13 protein-coding genes and 1 pseudogene are annotated in these 17,918 nt (G+C 64.4%); 1 reads left to right on the top strand and 13 read right to left on the bottom strand.

Annotated elements, in window-relative coordinates:
* Positions 1–235: 235 nt before the first annotated feature.
* The 11 genes and pseudogenes from CWO89_RS01145 to CWO89_RS01095 form a co-directional block, all read right to left on the bottom strand.
* On the bottom strand, positions 236–1,084 hold the full coding sequence (locus tag CWO89_RS01145; protein ID WP_463698670.1) for a DeoR/GlpR family DNA-binding transcription regulator: 849 nt from the start codon (positions 1,082–1,084) through the stop codon (positions 236–238).
* 147 nt (positions 1,085–1,231) lie between these two features.
* Entirely contained in the window at positions 1,232–1,423 is a 192-nt protein-coding gene (locus tag CWO89_RS01140) for a hypothetical protein (protein ID WP_130576836.1), read from the bottom strand.
* A gap of 211 nt (positions 1,424–1,634) precedes the next feature.
* Positions 1,635–2,036 (bottom strand): acyl-CoA thioesterase, encoded by a 402-nt coding sequence (locus tag CWO89_RS01135; protein ID WP_130576855.1) that lies wholly within the window; start codon positions 2,034–2,036, stop codon positions 1,635–1,637.
* A gap of 17 nt (positions 2,037–2,053) precedes the next feature.
* On the bottom strand, positions 2,054–4,147 hold the full coding sequence (locus CWO89_RS01130; protein ID WP_165420941.1) for a 3-hydroxyacyl-CoA dehydrogenase NAD-binding domain-containing protein: 2,094 nt from the start codon (positions 4,145–4,147) through the stop codon (positions 2,054–2,056).
* Positions 4,148–4,149: 2 nt separating this feature from the next.
* Positions 4,150–5,433, bottom strand: a complete 1,284-nt coding sequence (locus tag CWO89_RS01125; protein WP_130576834.1) for an acetyl-CoA C-acetyltransferase — start codon at positions 5,431–5,433, stop codon at positions 4,150–4,152.
* Entirely contained in the window at positions 5,433–7,700 is a 2,268-nt protein-coding gene (locus CWO89_RS01120) for an acyl-CoA dehydrogenase (protein WP_130576833.1), read from the bottom strand. The genes CWO89_RS01125 and CWO89_RS01120 overlap by 1 nt, the downstream gene beginning before the upstream one ends.
* 247 nt (positions 7,701–7,947) lie before the next feature.
* Positions 7,948–8,570: pseudogene (locus CWO89_RS01115) on the bottom strand (flavin reductase family protein).
* Positions 8,571–8,683: 113 nt separating this feature from the next.
* A complete protein-coding gene (locus CWO89_RS01110; protein ID WP_130576832.1) occupies positions 8,684–9,295 on the bottom strand; it encodes a TetR/AcrR family transcriptional regulator in 612 nt (203 codons plus the stop codon).
* A 33-nt stretch (positions 9,296–9,328) separates the two neighbouring features.
* Positions 9,329–12,469 carry an efflux RND transporter permease subunit gene (locus CWO89_RS01105; protein WP_130576831.1) on the bottom strand — a complete coding sequence of 1,047 codons (3,141 nt, stop codon included), beginning with the start codon at positions 12,467–12,469 and terminating at the stop codon, positions 9,329–9,331.
* Positions 12,470–12,508: 39 nt separating this feature from the next.
* Positions 12,509–13,615 carry an efflux RND transporter periplasmic adaptor subunit gene (locus tag CWO89_RS01100; RefSeq protein WP_130576830.1) on the bottom strand — a complete coding sequence of 369 codons (1,107 nt, stop codon included), beginning with the start codon at positions 13,613–13,615 and terminating at the stop codon, positions 12,509–12,511.
* A gap of 360 nt (positions 13,616–13,975) precedes the next feature.
* On the bottom strand, positions 13,976–15,301 hold the full coding sequence (locus CWO89_RS01095) for an MFS transporter (protein WP_130576829.1): 1,326 nt from the start codon (positions 15,299–15,301) through the stop codon (positions 13,976–13,978).
* Between the two features lie 187 nt (positions 15,302–15,488).
* On the opposite strand from CWO89_RS01095, the gene CWO89_RS01090 reads away from it, so the two are divergent.
* The gene (locus tag CWO89_RS01090) at positions 15,489–15,878 is read left to right on the top strand and encodes a ribosomal maturation YjgA family protein (RefSeq protein WP_130576828.1); all 390 of its coding nucleotides are present in this window, start codon (positions 15,489–15,491) and stop codon (positions 15,876–15,878) included.
* 136 nt (positions 15,879–16,014) lie between these two features.
* Here CWO89_RS01090 and CWO89_RS01085 read toward each other — a convergent pair whose 3' ends face one another.
* Both CWO89_RS01085 and CWO89_RS01080 read right to left on the bottom strand, forming a co-directional pair.
* The gene (locus CWO89_RS01085; RefSeq protein ID WP_207234372.1) at positions 16,015–16,401 is read right to left on the bottom strand and encodes a hypothetical protein; all 387 of its coding nucleotides are present in this window, start codon (positions 16,399–16,401) and stop codon (positions 16,015–16,017) included.
* Positions 16,402–16,669: 268 nt separating this feature from the next.
* Positions 16,670–17,833: a winged helix-turn-helix domain-containing protein gene (locus CWO89_RS01080; RefSeq protein WP_165420940.1), complete on the bottom strand. Its 1,164-nt coding sequence runs from the start codon at positions 17,831–17,833 to the stop codon at positions 16,670–16,672.
* Positions 17,834–17,918: the final 85 nt, after the last annotated feature.

Below are 17,918 nucleotides of genomic sequence, written 5' to 3'. Positions count from 1 at the left end.
CCTCCGAGACGCGCGTTCCGCGCTCCTCAGGATGAGGGGCGGACGGCCACGCCATCCTTTCCGTCATTGCGAGGAGCGATAGCGACGAAGCAATCCATGCCTGCGCGAGTGGAGGGATGGATTGCTTCGCTGCGCTCGCAATGATGTGGAGGAGAGAGCGGCGCGCTCGCATCTATCCCCTCACCCTGAGGAGGCCGCGAAGCGGGCGTCTCGAAGGGCGAGGCCACCAGCGCTGCTACACGCTCCGCAGCGTCACTGGCGCGGGCTCGGGTGTGGTGTCGTCGATGTCGGCCGCTGGCTTGTCCATCGCCACGACCACCTCGATGCCTCTGCTGTGGCAGATGTTCGCCAGTCCCGCCGGCAATGCGGTGTCGGTGATGAAGGTCTGGATCTGGCTGATATGGGCGATGCGGACCGGGGCGCTGCGGCGGAGTTTTGTTGAGTCCGCCACCAGCATCACGTTGCGCGCGTTGGCGATGATGGCCTGGGCGACCTGGACTTCACGATAGTCGAAATCCAGGAGCGCGCCCTCCTCGTCGATCGCCGACGCGCCGATGATCGCGTAGTCGACCTTGAACTGGCCGATCAGTTGCGTCGCGGTCGAGCCGACCACGGCGCCGTCGGCGCGCCGCACGGTACCGCCCGCCACCACCACCTCGATGCGGGGATGGCGGTACAGCAGCATCGCGACATTGAGGTTGTTGGTAATGACGAGCAGCCCCTCATGCGAGGTCAGCGCGCTCGCGACCTCCTCCGTGGTGGTGCCGATATTGATGAACAGCGAGCAGCCGTTCGGAATGCGCGCGGCGGCTGCCGCCCCAATCGCCTTCTTCTCTTCGGCGGCGACGAACCGCCGCGCCTCATAGGCAAGATTTTCCACGCCGGAGGCGATGATCGCGCCGCCATGGATGCGCGTCAGCGAACGCCGGTCGCAGAGATCATTGAGGTCCTTGCGGATGGTCTGCGCGGAGACTTCGAAACGTTTGGCAAGGTCCTCCACCATCACGCGGCCAAAGGCGCGCGCGAGGTTTAGGATCTCGGTCTGGCGATGGGTCAATACGGGCACGGCGGCACCTTGCGACATCGAAAGCCGCATGCTGCGGCGGTTTGGCGCCAAGGTCAACGCGCTAGTTGTAGCCCGGATGGAGCGCAGCGTAATCCGGGAAACGGCACGGCATGGCGTCTCCCCGGATTGCGCTGCGCTCCATCCTGGCTACGGGCTTCCTGGAATCTATGATGCCAGCTTCAGCTCGCCGTCGGCGAGGCGGCGTGCGGCGCGCTCGGCTTCGCGGGCGTTGCGGAAGAGCTGGCCTTCCAATCGGTTGAATTCAGGACTGGCCGCAAAGAAGCGATAGCCACGCTCATCGCGCACGACGATGCCGGCCGGATTGGAGCCGACTTCGATGATGTAGGTATCAGACATTTCCCAGTCCCAATTGAAGTGCGGGCCTATAACGTGATGGGAGCCTGATCGTTCCGCGCTTTCATCACTGCTGCGTCCCGCGAAAAGCGATGGCCAGCGCGGCGAATTGTCCTGATATCGCCGCATTCCCGAACACCGAATCACCTGCTCTCACGAGGTGTGGGATACGAGCGGCTGATAACAACTGTGTGTAAGCGAGGAGACGTCTTGGTTACGTCGCAAGCGTGGCGCCGTCGCGCTGGATCGGCTGCGGCTGGCCATGGTCGTCGATCGAGACGTAAGTAAAATTGCCATCGGTGACCAGGATCGATTGCCGTTCCTTGCGGCGCAGCACCCAGGCTTCGAGATGGACGGTGATCGAGGTGCGGCCGATCCGCACAAGGTTGGCGTGCACGGAGACGAGATCGCCGACATAGACGGCTTTACGAAAATTCATCGCTTCGATCGCGACCGTCACCGTGCGCGATCGCGCGACCTTCGAGGCGAACACGCCGCCGCCGAGATCCATCTGGCTGAGCAGCCAGCCGCCGAAGATATCGCCATTGGCGTTGGTATCCGCCGGCATCGCCAGCGTGCGGATGCAGAGATCGCCTTGCGGCTCGTTTTGCGCCATCGGAACGGTCGTGTCAGTCACTTGAAACTCTCCCAGCCGGCATCGGGCGCGAAGCGGCCGCCGAACTTCTGCTCGAGTGCCTGCAAGGTGGACACTACATTCTCGACACCGCGCGTGCGGGCGTAATTCAGCGGACCGCCACGGAACGGGGCATAGCCGGTGCCGAAGATCATCGCGCCGTCGACCACGTCGGCATTGTCGACGATGCCTTCACGCAGGCAGGCGACGCAGACATTCGACATCGGCAGCACCAGGCGGTCGATCATCTCCTGTGTCGGCTCGGCGGTCGATGTCACAGCGGACGTCTTGTCTGGCTTACCATCCTTCCACACGTAAAAACCCTTGCCCGTCTTGCGGCCAAGTTCGCCTTTCGTCACCTTTTCGCGCAGCCAGGCTGGCGTCGGCGGCAACAGGTCGCCGAATTTCGAGCGCAGCATGTCGCCAACGTCGAGGCAGATATCGAGGCCGACCTGGTCGGCAAGCTCGATCGGCCCCATCGGCATGCCGAATTTCTTCGCGGCCGCATCGATGACTGATTTATCGACCTTCTCATCCAGCAGCAGCATCGCTTCCAGCATGTAGGGCGTCAGCGCGCGGTTGACGAGGAAGCCGGGCGAACTCTTCACTGATAGCGGCAGGCGGTCGATGGCGCCGACGAAGGCAAGCGCCTGCTTCAACAGCTCGGCGTCGGTGCCGTCATGGCTGACGACCTCGACGAGCTGCAATCGCGAGACCGGATTGAAGAAATGCAGGCCGAGCAAGCGCTCCGGCTTTTCCAGCGTCGCGCGCAAATCCTGCAGCGGGATGCTGGAGGTGTTGGTCGCAAGGATTGCGCCCGGCTTCATCTTCGGCTCGATGCCGGCATAGACCTTCTGCTTCAGCTCGAGCTTTTCCGGCACCGCCTCGATGATGAGGTCGGCGTTGCGCACGCCCTCGCCGTCCATATCCGGGATCAGCCGATCATGCGCATCGCGCACGTCCGTGCGCTTGCGGATGATCTTCCTGTAGAGATCGTCGGCGCGCTTGATCGCGCCCGCGATCGGCTCCGGCTTCATGTCCGACAGCGTAACGCGCAGATCCTGTCCTGCGCACCAGGCGGCGATATCGCCGCCCATCGCGCCGGCGCCGATGATGTGGACATGCGCGATCCTGTTGCCGCTGCCTGCGAGCTTCTTCATCTGCTCGCGCAGGAAGAAGACGCGGATCAGGTTCTGCGCGGTCGGCGTCACCATCAATTCGGCGAAGGAACGCTTTTCCGCATTCAGCATCGCCGACTTTTCGCTGCCGTATTTTTCCCAGAGATCGATCAGCGCGTAAGGCGCGGGATAGTGCGCCTGCGGCGCGGCCTTGGCGGCCTCGCTGCGCATGCGCGAAGCGAGAAAGCCGCGCACCGGGCCGAAGTTCAGGAGCGTGTTGACCGACCCGGGCCTGGCGCGCTTCAGGCGGCCGAACACCGCGTCCTTCACCGCGTTCCTGACATGGCGCTCCTGCGTCACCGCATCGACTAGGCCGAGCGATTTGGCCCGGCGCGCATCGATGGTCTTGCCCGTCAGCATCAGGCTCATCGCCTGCATCGGATTGACGAGCTGCGTGAAGCGCACGGTGCCACCTAAGCCGGGATGCAGGCCGAGCATCACCTCGGGAAAGCCGAAGCGCGCGCCATCAATGGCGATCCGCGACTGGCAGGCCAGCGCGACTTCGAGGCCGCCGCCGAGGCAGAAGCCGTGGATCACGGCGACCGTCGGCACGCGCAGCGCTTCGAGCCGGTTGATGACCGCATGCGCGCGGCCGATCTCGGCTTCGACCAAGCGCGCATCGCTGGCGCCGCGGAATTCATTGACATCGGCACCGGCGATGAAGCCGCTCTTCTTCGCCGAGCGGATGACGAGGCCGGTCGGACGCTGGCTTTCGAGCGAAGACAGCACCGCATCGAATTCCTCGAGCACCTCGGCGTTCAGCGTGTTGGCGCTGGCGCCTTCGCGGTCGAACAGGAGCCAGGCGATGCCGTCGCCATCACGCGTCAGCCTGAAATGCTTGTAGGGACCGGCTTCCGGCACGGGCCCGAGTTCGAGCACGCGGTCGGCGAGGATGTTCATGATCTGCGAATCCATGATCACACCGTCTCTATCAGCATGGCGCCGCCCTGCCCGCCGCCGATGCATTCGGTGGCGATGCCGCGCCGCGTGCCGAGCCGCTTCATGGCGTTGACGAGATGCAGCACGATGCGGTTGCCGCTGGTGCCGACGGGATGGCCGAGGCTGATGGCGCCGCCATCGATATTCAGCTTCGCTCGATCGATCTCGCCCGCCGCGCCCTCGAGGCCGAGAATTTCGCGGCAAAATTTTTCATCGTTCCAGGCCGCAAGACAGCCGAGCACCTGTGTCGCAAAGGCCTCGTTCAACTCCCAGGTCTCGACATCCTGCAGGGTCAGTTCGTTGCGCTTCAGCAGCGCGGTCGCTGACAGCACGGGGCCGAGCCCCATGATAGCAGGATCGAGCGCCGCCCACTGGCTGTCGAGGATGACGGCCTTCGGCTTCAGCCCGTGCTTTGCCACCGCCTCTTCGGACGCGAGGATCACCCAGGAGGCGCCGTCGGTGATCTGCGAGGAATTGCCCGCGGTGACCTGTCCCCACGGCCGCTCGAATACCGGCTTCAGTTTTGCCAACGTCTCCGGCGTCGAGTCCGGGCGGACGCCGTCATCGTGATCGTAGAACTTGCCGTCGCGCGAGAACGACGTCTCGACTTCGCCCTTCAGCCAGCCTTCGCTCTGCGCTTTTGCCAGGCGGCGGTGGCTCTCGGCGGCATAGGCATCCGATTGCGCGCGGGTGATGCCGAAGAGATGGCCGACGACCTCGGCGGTCTGGCCCATGTTGAGCTCGGTGATGGGATCGGTGAGCCCGCGCTCCAGGCCGATGATCGGCTTGAAATAGCCGGGACGGAGCTTGAAGAAGGCGGCGATCTTCGCACCCATGCTCTTGGCGCCGGCAAGGCCAGCAAACCAACGCACGCCGGCGTTGGGCCAGACCAATGGCGCATGGCTCAGCGCCTCGGCGCCGCCGGCGAGGATGAGATCGGCTGTGCCTTCGCGGATGTAGCGATAGCCGGTGTCGATCGACTGCATGCCGGAGCCGCAATTGATCTGCACGGTGAAGGCGACCATCTTCTCGCCCATGCCAAGCCGGAGCGCCGCGACGCGCGCCGGGTTCATCTCGTCGGCAATGACATTGACGCAGCCGAGGATCACCTGGTCGAAGCTATCGGGCGCGAACGGCTGCCGCGCCAGCAGCGGCCGGCCGCATTGCACGGCGAGGTCAACAGGCGTGAACGGCCCTGGACCGGAGCGCGCCTTCAGGAACGGCGTACGGCTGCCGTCGACGATAAAGACCGGTCGCGCCATCAGCTCGCAGCCCTCTGCTCTCCCAATTCCTGGAAGAACTGATGCACGTCGGCACCCTTCCTGTAAATCGGCGACAGCGCCTCGGGCGCGAAATCGTCGACCTCGATCACCGCGGCGACCGCCGCGCGGGCGGCGACTAGCTTATCGGCATCGGATTGCGTGATGACGCCCTTCTTCACCGCTTCATCCGGATCGCGCAGGCGCGCGGCGCGCATCTGCTTCGCGATATCCTCGGTCGCGGCGACCAGGCGGAAGGCCTTTTCCAGCCGCGCCACGCCGCCGTCGTCCTCGACGAAGGCGAGATCGGGGGTGACTCGATCGCGCGCGTCCGATGGCTCCAGCACAAGGGCGGCACACTGATGCACGACGCGGTCGGAGGGGCCGAGCACACGGGCGCCGAACGGTTGGATCAAGAACTTCAGGATTACAGCCACGAACCGGTTCGGCAGGTTGGCGAGAATCTCCGCAAAACGGTTCTCGATGGTTTTGAAGCCGCTCGCCATGCACCATTCGAGCGCGGCGAAATCTTCCTTCTGCCGGCCTTCATCCTGCCAGCGCTTCAGCGCGGCGGAGAGCAGATAGAGCTCGGAGAGGATGTCGCCGAAACGGGCCGAGAGCATCTCCCTGCGCTTGAGCGCGCCGCCGAGCGTGAGCAGCGCCATGTCGGCGCAAATTGCGAAGGCTGAGGAATAGCGCGAGAGCTGGCGGTAGAATTTCGTGGCATCGCCCGCATCGGGCGCCGGCGCGAACAAGCCGAAGGTCCAACTCCGGCCCATGGCGCGGAACAGGGTCTTGAAGGTGTGGCCGATGTGCTTCCACAACGCCTTGTCGAAGGCATCCAGGCCCTTGGTGCGGTCGGCTTCGCCGAGCGCTGTCATCTCCTCCAGCAGGTACGGATGCGCGCGGATCGCACCCTGGCCGAACACGATGAGATTGCGGGTGAGTATGTTGGCGCCTTCCACGGTGATGCCGACCGGCACCGCGCGATGCAGATTGCCGAGATAATTCTGCGGGCCGTCGATCACGGCCTTGCCGCCATGGATGTCCATGGCGTCGTCGATCGCGATCCGCATCCGCTCGGTGGCGTGCAGTTTCATGATGCCGGAGATGACCGCGGGGTGATGGCCGGCGTTCAGCGCGGCGCAGGTCAGCCGCCGCGCGGCGTCGAGCAAATAGGTGGTGCCGACGATCCGCGCCAGCGGCTCCTCGACGCCTTCGAATTTGGAGATCGAGATGCCGAACTGTTCGCGGGTACGGGCATAGGCGCCGGTAGTGCGCGCGGCATAGGCGGCGCCGGCGGCCGACAATGACGGCAGCGAGATGCCGCGGCCGGCGGCGAGCGCCGTCATCAGCATCTTCCAGCCCTCACCGAGCCGCTCCTTGCCGCCGACGATGTAGTCGAGCGGGATAAAGACGTCGCGGCCCCAGTTCGGGCCGTTCTGGAAGACCTGCATTGCCGGCAGATGGCGGTGGCCAATCTCGACGCCAGGCAGGTGGGTCGGGATCAGTGCAACGGTGATGCCGAGCTCTTCCTGGTCGCCGACGAGATGATCGGGATCGTAAGCCTTGAAAGCGAGGCCGAGCAAGGTGGCGACCGGGCCGAGCGTGATGTAGCGCTTGTGCCAGTTGAGGCGCAGGCCGATCACTTCGTTGCCCTCGAAATTGCCCTTGCAGATGATCCCGGTGTCGACCATCGAGGCCGCATCCGACCCTGCTTCGGGGCTGGTGAGGCCGAAGCACGGGATGTCGCGGCCGGAGGCCAGGCGCGGCAGCCATTTCTCCTGCTGCTCCCTGGTGCCGAAGCGCATCAGGAGCTCGCCGGGGCCGAGCGAGTTCGGCACCATCACGGTGACGGCGGCGGTCAGCGAGCGCGAGGAGAGTTTTCGCACCACCTCGGAATGCGCGTAAGGCGAGAAGCCGAGGCCGCCGAACTCCTTCGGGATGATCATGCCGAAGAATTTCTCGCGCTTGATGAAATCCCAGACCTCGCGCGGCAGGTCGCGCCATTCCCAGAAAATCTTCCATTCGTCGAGCATTTTGCAGAGCTCGTCGACGGGGCCGCTGAGGAAGGCCTTTTCCTCTTCCGTCAATTCGGCTTGCGGATAGGCCAGCAGCTTCGACCAGTCGGGATTGCCGGAAAACAGGTCGGCGTCCCACCAGACGTCGCCGGCTTCCAGCGCCTCGCGCTCGGTGTCCGACATGGCCGGCATCACGCCGCGGGCGAACCCGAAGATCGGCTTAGTGATGACATCGCGGCGGAAACTCATGGCAGTATCCTCGAGATCGGCGACGCGTTCCGGCATATTTTAGCGGAAAGTGGCCGACAGAAGTGAACGCTTCGCTGGCAAATTGGCGCGAATTGACGCGGTCGATCGAGATAACGGCGAGGATACAGTGCCAGTTCCGGACGAAGAAAATGTAGGGTGGGCAAAGCGTAGCGTGCCCACCATCAACACTCGGCTCGCGGTGGTGGGCACGCTGCGCTTTGCCCACCCTACAGCTACACGGTCGCGGCTAGTCCGGGCGGACCATCTCGAACATGGCCTCGGGCCGGATCTCGAAATAGTCGCGCGGCGGCCGGCGCGGACGATGGGGCGGGCGGCGGCGGTCTGGTAGACGCCGTCCTTGATCATGGCCTTGTCGATATGGACGGCGACGACTTCCCCTAACGTGAGCCAGGCCTGCGCCTTCTCGCCATTGGCGTCCTGGAGCTGGACGATCTGGGTCAGCTTGCACTCGAAGGAGACCGGGCTCTCCGCCACCCGCGGCACGTTGACGATCTTGCTCGGCGCCGCGGTCAATCCCGCGATCGAGAACTCGCTGATATCGTGGGCGACGTGGGCGGCGGTTGCGTTCATCTGCTTCGCCAAATCCATGGTGGCGAGATTCCAGACGAACTCTCTGGTCTCCTGGATGTTGGCGACGCTGTCCTTCCAGGAGGTGGAGGAGAAGCCGATGATCGGCGGGACGTAGCAGAAGCCGTTGAAGAAGCTGTAGGGCGCGAGGTTGACGTTACCCTTGGCGTCGCGCGAGGAGATCCAGCCGATCGGGCGCGGGGCGATGATGGCGTTGAAGGGATCGTGCTTGAGGCCGTGGCCGTTCTTCGGCTCGTAATAATGCAGGTCTTTCGCGGTCACGCTGAATTCCTCGAGGATGCGCCGTCATTCCGGGATGGTCCGAAGGACCAGACCCGGAATCTCGAGATTCCGGGCTCGATGCTTCGCATCGCCCCGGAATGACCAGGATGATGTTAGTTCGTCAATTTACCACGCGGCGAGAGGCCCGCGATCACAAAATCGATCATCTGGTCGATGGTCGGGCCCGGCTTGGTGGCGCATTGGGCGATCATCTGCGGGTGGAAGAAGCGCATCATGGCGGTGGTGGCGCAGAGCGAGGCGAGGTGCACGTCCGGAACATCGAACTCGCCCGAGGCCGCCCCCTGCCCGATCACCTGGCCGATGGTGGAGGCGATCATCTCCATATGGGCGACGCAGACGTCCCAGTCCTCCTGCATCGCGATCTCGACCATCTCGTGCAGCTTCGAGTCGCCGACATAGCGCTCGGTGTTCATGCGGTTGACGGTCTTCATCAGGTCGCGCAGGCGAATAGTCGCCGGGCCCTGTGCCCGCACGATCTTCTGCGCCTCGACTTCGACCTCGCCCATCAGCGTCCGCGCCACGCCCTCGTGGATCGCCTTCTTCGAATCGAAGAAGCGATACACGTTGGCCGGGCTCATCCGGAGCTCCTTGGCGATGTCGGCGACCGTGGTCTTCTGGTAGCCGATCTGGCGGAACAGCCGTTCGGCCACCACGAGAATCCGCTCCCGGGTGTCACTCTCGATATGTTCCGAAACCAGCGTCATTTGTCGGGACTCAATTATGTCTTCACTGTTCAACTATTCAGCCGCTTCAGCAAGCGGAATTGCCGGGCGCGCATTGCCGTCATGCTGCGCCGCCGAAGCGGCTTTCTCGCCCGCGCCGCTCTCCTCCAGGCTCTTGCGGAACCACAGGGCATAAAGGCCCGGCAGGTATAACAGCGTCAGGAAGGTCGCGACGAACAGGCCGCCCATGATGGTGATTGCCATCGGGCCCCAGAACGCCGAGCGCGACAGCGGGATCATCGCCAGGATCGCGGCGAGCGCGGTCAACACCACCGGGCGGGCGCGGCGGACGGTGGCCTCCACGATCGCCTCCTTCCGGGTCAGGCCGTGGGCGACATCGGTCTCGATCTGGTCGACCAGGATCACGGTGTTGCGCATGATCATGCCGGCGAGCGCGATCAGGCCGAGCAGCGCCACGAAGCCGAACGGCTGGTTGGCGACGTTGAGCCCGAGGGACGCGCCGACGATGCCGAGCGGCGCCGTCAGGAAGACCAGTAGCAGGCGCGAGAAGCTCTGCAACTGGATCATCAACAGCGTCAGCATCACCAGCACCATCATCGGGAAGAGCACGAAGATCGACGCATTGCCCTTGGCCGATTCCTCGAACGCGCCGCCCGGCTCGATCCGGTAGGCCGGCTCGAGATGGTTCTGGATCTCCTTGAGCTTGGGCGAGATCTGGTTGGTCACATCAGGGGCCTGCACGCCGTCGACGACGTCGGAGCGCACGGTGATCGCCATGTCGCGGTTGCGCCGCCACAGGATCGGCTCCTCATGCGCATACTCGATTTTTGCAATCTGCTGAAGCGGGACGGCGACACCGTTGCGTGAGGTGATCGTGAGATCGCCGACGCGTCCCAGATCGAGCCGCTCGGACGGCACGGCGCGGGCGACCACGCCGACCTTCTCGATGCCATCGCGGATGGTCGTGACCGGCGCGCCCGAGATCAGCATCGACAGCGCCTGCGAGACCTCCTGCGGGGTCAGGCCGAGCGCGCGGGCGCGGTCCTGGTCGACGACGAGCTTCAGGTAGGGCGACTGCTCGTTCCAGTCGAGCTGCACGTCCTTGACGTTCTGGTTCTGCCGCATGATGTCGCGCACCTGGTAGGCGATATCGCGCACCTTGCTTGCGTCGGGACCGATCACGCGGAACTGAACGGGGAAGCCGACCGGCGGGCCGAAATTGAAGCGGTCGACGCGCACGCGCGCCTCGTTCAACGCGCCGTTGGCGGCCGCATTCTCGATCTTGGCCTTGATGCGCTCACGCGCCTCGACGTCCTTGGACAGAATCACGATCTCGGCAAAGGCCTCGTTCGGCAGTTGCGGGTTGAGGCCGAGCCAGAAGCGCGGCGAGCCCTGGCCGACATAGGCAGTGTAGGTCGCAATATCCTTGTCGCCTTTCAAAAGGTCCTCGGCCTTCTTGACGGCCTTCTCGGTCACGTTGAAGGCGGTGCCTTCCGGCAGGCGAAGCTGCAGGAACAGCTCGGGGCGCTCAGAGAGCGGGAAGAACTGCTGCTGGACGTGGCCGAAGGCGACGATCGAGGCGACGAACACGCCGACCGTTGATGCCACCACCGTGACGCGGTGATTGACGCACCACTGCACCACCGCGCGCAAACCGCGGTAAAGCCGGGTCTCGTAGATCGCGTGCGGATCGTGGTTGTGGTGCACCTTGATGTTGGGCAGCAGCTTTACGCCGATATAGGGCGTGAAGATCACCGCGACGAACCAGGAGGCGACCAGCGCGATCGCGACGATCCAGAAAATGCCGCCGGCATATTCGCCGACCGCCGAATTGGCAAAGCCGATCGGCAGGAATCCGGCCGCGGTGACCAGCGTGCCCGTCAGCATCGGAAACGCCGTGGATTCCCACGCGAACGATGCGGCGCGGAAGCGGTCCCAGCCCTGCTCCATCTTCACCACCATCATCTCGACCGCGATGATGGCGTCGTCGACGAGCAGGCCGAGCGCGATGATCAGCGCACCCAAAGTGATGCGGTGCAGGTCGAGCGACATCGCGTTCATGACGATGAAGACGATCGCGAGCACCAGCGGCACCGACATCGCCACCACGATGCCGGTGCGCCAGCCGAGCGCGAGGAAGGAAACGAACAGCACGATCGCGAGCGCCTCGATGAAGGAATGCACGAACTCGCTGACGGCATGCTCGACCACCTTGGGCTGGTCGGCGATCTGCTCGACGTCGATGCCCTGCGGCACCGCCTTCATGAATTCGGCGGTCGCCTTCTCGACGTCCTTGCCGAGCTCGAGAATGTTGGCACCCTTGGCGGTCACGATGCCGATGCCGATCGCGGGCTTGCCTTCCTGGCGCACGGTGAAGCTCGGCGGATCGACGAAGCCGTGGGTGACCGTTGCGATATCGCCCAATCGGAACACGCGGCCGTTGCTCTCGACCGGCGTCTCGGCCACCGCCTTGGCGCCATCGAGCGCGCCGGTGACGCGCAGCGGGACGCGCTGCGAGGACGTCTCGACCGTGCCGGCCGGGGTTACGTTGTTCTGCTTGGCGAGCGAGTCGAACAGCGCTTGCGGGGTGATGCCGAGCGTGGCGAGCTTGGCGTGCGAGAACTCGACATAGATGCGCTCGTCCTGGGTGCCGTAGAAGTCGACCTTGGTCACCCCCGGCACGCGCAGCAGCCGCTGACGAAAGCCTTCGGCCGCCTTCTTCAACTGCGCGTAGTCAGCGCCCTCGCCGGTCATCATGTAGAGGATGGAATCGACGTCGGAGAATTCGTCGTTGACGACCGGGCCGAGGATGCCTTGCGGCAACTGGCCCTGCACGTCGACCAGTTTCTTGCGCAGGAGATAGAAGAGATAAGGCACGTCCTTCGGCGGCGTCGAATCGCGGAATGTCACCTGCATCGCCACGAAGGCCGGCTTGGAATAGGTCTGCACCTTCTCGAAGAACGGCAGTTCCTGCAGCTTCTTCTCGATGGGGTCGGCGACCTGGGTCTGCATCTCGTTCGCGGTTGCACCGGGCCAGATCACGGAGACGTTGACCACCTTCACCGTGAAGAACGGATCCTCGGCGCGGCCGAGCTTCTGATAGGAGAAGAAGCCGGCGGCGCCGAGCGCGATCATCAGGAACAGGATCAGGGTCGGATGGCTCACCGCCCAGCCCGACAGGTTGAAGCGCTTCATGTCACCCTCCAATATCCAAAACCGCTTACAGCCGACGGATCAGAACGACAGCGACGCGACGACGCGGACCTTCTGGGCCGGGTCGAGCTTCTGCACCCCGAGCGCCACCACCTTCGCGCCCTCCTCGACGCCGCCGGCGATCACGACGCAATTGCTCTCATAGGCCTTCACCTTGACCGGCTTCAGCGAGATCTCGCCGGCATCGTTGACGACGTAGAGCGAGGGATCGCCGCCCTGGCTGTACAGCGCCGACAGCGGCAGCTTCGCCACGCGCTCGGTCTCGGCATCGGCGAGCGTCAGCGTCGCCGTCATGCCGAGCGAGACGTCATCGCCAGCTTCCGGCAGCGAGAACTTGGCGAGATAGGTGCGGGTGGCGGGATCGGCCGAGGGGGCGACCTCGCGCAGCTTCGCGGCGTACTTCTTGCCCGCTTCCGACCACAGCGTCACGGTGGCGACGCCGGTCTTGGCGCGGCCGAGCAAGGTCTCGGGGATCGCGACCACCGCCTCCTTTTCGCCGAGCCGCGCCACGCGGATCGAGGTCTGGCCGGCGGCCACGACCTGGCCGGGCTCGATCAGGGTCGAGGTGACGACACCGCGGGTATCGGCAACGAGCGTCGCATAAGAAAGAGAGTTCTTGGTCAGCTCGACCGAGCGTTCGGCGCGGTTGAGGCGGGCGCGGGCCTCGTCTGCGGCCGCATGCGCCTGGTCCATCTGAGCATCCGTGGTCCAGCCCTTGGCGCGCAGATCCTTGGCGCGCTGCTCGGCGGCGGCCGCCTGCGCCAGCACGCCGGTGGCGGCGCGAAGTTCGGCTTCGGCCTGCTCTGCCTGCAGTTTCAGGTCGACTTCATCAAGGGTGGCGAGCGGCTGGCCGATATCGACGGTCTGGCCGACTTCAACGAGGCGCTTTGCGACCTTGCCGGCCACCCGAAAGCCCATGTCGCTCTCGATGCGCGGCTTGATCGTGCCGACAAAGCTACGCTCGGGCGTTTCGGCCTCATAATGCACCATGGAGACCAGGACCGGACGCCCGGGATCGGCTTTCTCGGCGACCGTTTCGTCACAGCCGGCCAGCGAAATCGCCGCCAGCGCCAGCAGCGTGCCAGCTAAAAGCTTGTAATAATTCGCGAAAATAGAATGGGCGAACATCGGTCTCTCCATCGGGCTGATGTCTGATGAAGAGTATTGATTGATCACTGACGAATGTCAATAATCGTCAGTAAACACCAAATCGTGAGATAGGGCGTGATTGACGGCGGGCAAGGGGGCGATGGCGCGTAGCCCGGATGGAGCGCAGCGCAATCCGGGGTTCTGGCCGTATGGATAGACCGGCCCCGGATTACGCTTGCGCTTCATCCGGGCTACGCGATGGCGAGGAATCGTAGGGTGGGCAAAGCGCAGCGTGCCCACCCTTCTTGCACCGCTCGTGGATAGTGGGCACGCGGAGCCTGTCATCGGGCGCGCGTTCGCGCGACCCGTTGGCTTTGCCCACCCTACCAATGCTTTGTGCTACTTCGCGTTGGCGAACTCGGTCTTGGTCTCGTGGCCGCCGAGGAAGGTGAGGAGGCCGGCGGCGAGCGGCAGCAGCGACAGCACCAGCAGGCCGGTCGAGGTGTTGCCGGTGGCGTCCTTGACCCAGCCGATCAGATAGGGTCCGCCGAAGCCGGCGAGGTTGCCGATCGAGTTGATCAGCGCGATCGCGCCGGCTGCCGCGGTGCCGGAGAGCCAGGCGGTCGGCAAGGTCCAGAACACGGCGAAGGTGCAGAAGATGCCGATCGCCGCAACCGTCAGCACGACCATGGTGATGATGGGATCGGTGAGGTAGCTGGAGACGCCGAGCGCGAGCGCCGTGAGCAACAGCGGCCCGCCGACATGGGCGACGCGCTCCCGGCTGGCGTCGGAGTGCCGCGCCCATAACACCATTGCGATGGTACCGAACAGATAGGGGATCGCAGTGACGAAGCCGGTCTGCGCGTTGGTGAGACCGAACGCTTTCACGATCTGCGGCAGCCAGAACTGCATGCCATAGAGCGCGCCAACGAAGCCGAAATAGATCAGGCTCAGCGTGATCACCTTGGGCGAGGACAGCGCCTCGCCGAGCGTGAAATGCCGCACCGCCTGTTTGGCCGCGGCCTCGGCGTCAAGCTTTGCCTTGAGCCACGCCTTCTGCTCCGCGGTCAGCCAGTTCGCCTTCTCCGGCTTATCGGTCAGATAGAACCAGGTGACGATGCCGAGCAGGACCGAGGGGATGCCCTCGATGATGAACAGCCACTGCCAGCCCCTCAGCCCCATCACGCCGTCAAGCCCAAGCAAAAGCCCGGAGATCGGCGCGCCGATCACGGTGGACACGGGAACGGCGACAGCAAACGCGGCCATGAAGCGGGCGCGGTATTCGGCCGGATACCAATAGGTCAGATAGAGGATGATGCCGGGGAAGAAGCCGGCTTCCGCCACGCCCAGCAGGAAGCGCAGCACAAGAAAACTCCGCTCGCCGCTGACGGTCGCCATTAGCGCCGAGATCACGCCCCAAGTCACCATGATGCGGGCGATCCAGCGGCTGGCGCCGAATCTCTCCAGCGCGAGGTTGCTCGGCACCTCGAAGATGAAATAGCCGATGAAGAAGATACCGGCGCCCCAGGCGAAGACCAGCGGCGAGAACTTCAGGTCCGCGTTCATGGTCAGCGCGGCGAAGCTGAGATTGACGCGGTCGAGATAGGAGAAGAAGTAGGCCAGCACCAGGAACGGGATCAGGCGCGCCGAGATGGCGCGGATGGTCGAGGTCTCGATCTCGCTCTTCGCACTCGCGGCGGCGGCAAGTGTGGTGGTCTGGCTCATGGGTGTCCCCCCGAGGGCTGTTATTGCTATTGCCTTGGGGTTTTGAGCATCGGGCGCACGGTGTCAATCGGAATTGTGACAAGGGCTCGTCCGCGGGGCGCGTATGGAGCGTAGCGACCTCGGGTGCGAGCTTGCGCCCGGCGGGGGCCTAAGCTTTAGCTCCGTCTCCCACGAGGCTTTCCCGATCATGATTGTGCGCATCCTATTTTGTCTTTCGATCATCATCGCCGGGCTGGCGCTGCGCCGGTTCGGCTTCGGCGTGGGGCTTCCGGCGTTCGTCGTGAAGTATGGCGGCTCGCTGTTGTGGGGGACGATGGTGTTCCTCCTGGTCGCGATTGCCGCAGCGGGATGGTCACGGCGGACGGTGGCCTTGATCGCGCTCGCGATCGCGGTGGGCGTAGAATTGTTTCGGCTGGTGCATACACCGTGGCTCGACGCGTTCAGGCTGACGACCGCCGGCGCGCTGTTGCTCGGCCGCATCTTCTCGGCATGGAACATCGTCGCCTATGCCGCGGGCATTTTGCTGGGCGTGGCGTTGGATCGTTGTGCGGTGTTAGCTTTCGCCAAGAGCCAATAGCTGCCGTCATCGTCCGCGAAGGCGGACGATCCAGTAAGCTGCGGCCGCTCAGCTCAATCACTGCTGCCGGTGATTACTGGATGCCTCGCCTGCGCGGGGCATGACGGCTACAGTGCATGACCGCTGCAGTTGAAGCCTACCGCCGTACTTTACGCGTCTTCTTCGCGGCCTTGGTCTTCTTCGCCGTCTTCTTGGCCGCCTTGGCCGAGCGCTTCTTGGCGGATTTCTTGCCAGCTTTGCTGGCCGACCTTTTCTTCACGGCCTTCTTTGCCGCGGCCGCCGTCCGTCTTGCGCTCGCTGCCGCCGGCTTCGGTGCGGCGCGCCGCTTGCGCGGCGGGGCCGTTACCATCGGCGGCACCATCGGATCGGAGACGAGGCCGTCGGCGGCGAGCGGGACATAGGTCGCCGTGCGCTCGTCGGTTTTCATGTCCGTCTCGTCCGGCTTCAATGCCTCGCTGGCGGTGCTGGCGACGCCCTTCACCGTATCCGTGATCTTGTCGAGAATCGATTTATCCTTGCCCATAATGCCTCCCTGAAATTAGTCGCAACAAACTAACCGGCCGGGAGGCCGCGGGTTCCCGAGACGAAACTCAGTAGGGCGAGTTAGTCACTCGCTGTCGTCATTCCGGGGCGATGCGCAGCATCGAACCCGGAATCCATGGCTCCGCCGGCGCACGTGGCGCAATGGATTCCGGGCCTGCGCCTTGCGGCGCATCCCGGAATGACAGCGGAGAAAGTGGCGAACGGACATCATCCGTCATTGCGAGCCAATGGCTCTGCGCACCCTCAATTCAGTTAGCGAATTGGAAGCGCTCGAATCTGTGTAGTTCTTCTTCGATGCGGGGCTTGAGAGCCTTGCGGGCGCCTCGCTTGGCCGCGCTACCGACCCAGCTCCATTTCTGCATCAGGAGCTTCTTGTTCGGCCGGTCTGTCTTCAGGTCGATGGCGGCGACGATCTCGTCGCCGACCAGGACCGGCAGGGCAAAATAGCCGAACAGGCGCTTGTCCTTCGGCACATAGGCCTCGAAGCGGTGGCCGTAACCGAAGAACAGTTCGGTGCGCTTGCGCTGGATGATGAGCGGATCGAACGGCGAGAGGATGTGGACCAGCGCGGGATCGCCCTCGCCCACCGGCTGCAGGGCCTCCGGACGCGCCCAATGCTCCTGCTTGCCGGCGCCTTCGAGCGCGACCGGCACCAGCTCCCCTCGGCGAAGGCGGGTCTCGATCAGGAGTCGCACCGCTTTCTTGCTGGGCGCATCGAGATGGCAGATCGAATCCAGGCTGACGACGCCCTGCGAACGCAGCGCGCGGTCGAGCAGATAAGCGGTGATCTCGCGCGGCGAGGCCGGCTTCGGCGGCTTGTCCCAGCCGAAATGCCGCGCCGTCAAGTCGTAGGTCTTCAGCATGCCATTGCGCTCGCTGATCGTGAGCACGCCGGTGTAAAAGGCGAGCTGCAACGCGCGCTTCGACGGCTTGCGGCTCTGCCAGAGATGCTCCTTTTCCACCAGCACGTCGTCGTCGATGTCGCGGATGGTGAGCGGTCCCTGGCGGATCAGGCGCATCACCTTGCGCATGTCGGCAGGCGTGACCGAATTGAACCATTTGTGGCCCTCCCGCCTGTGCTGCCGCATCGCCGGCAGGAAGAAGCTGATATCCCCGGCCGGCACATAAGAGAGAGCATGTGTCCAGTACTCAAAGACGCTCCTGTCGACGCTCTGGGCGTGGCGCAGATCGGCGCGGCGGTAATCGGGGATGCGGCTGTAGAGGATGTGATGATGGGCGCGCTCGATCACGTTGATGGTATCGATCTGCACATAGCCGAGATGTTCAACCGCAGCGGCCACGGCGGCCGGCCCATCGCCGAACGGCACGGGCGTGTCGAGCCTTTGGGCGCGCAGCCAGATGCGGCGGGCGTCGGTCCTGCTCAGGGGGTGGGATGGAATCGGGCGGGGCATCGCCCGCAATGTAGCGGGATTCTGTCGCAGGGCACAGAAAAGGCCGCGCCAGATGGCGCGGCCAAAGCCGTAAACCGGTCTCGAG

Origin of the sequence: Bradyrhizobium sp. Leo170, from assembly GCF_004296405.1 — a bacterium.
GTDB lineage: Bacteria > Pseudomonadota > Alphaproteobacteria > Rhizobiales > Xanthobacteraceae > Bradyrhizobium.
Note: the sequence above shows the minus strand (reverse complement) of the source record. Positions and strands in the feature narration are given on the sequence as shown.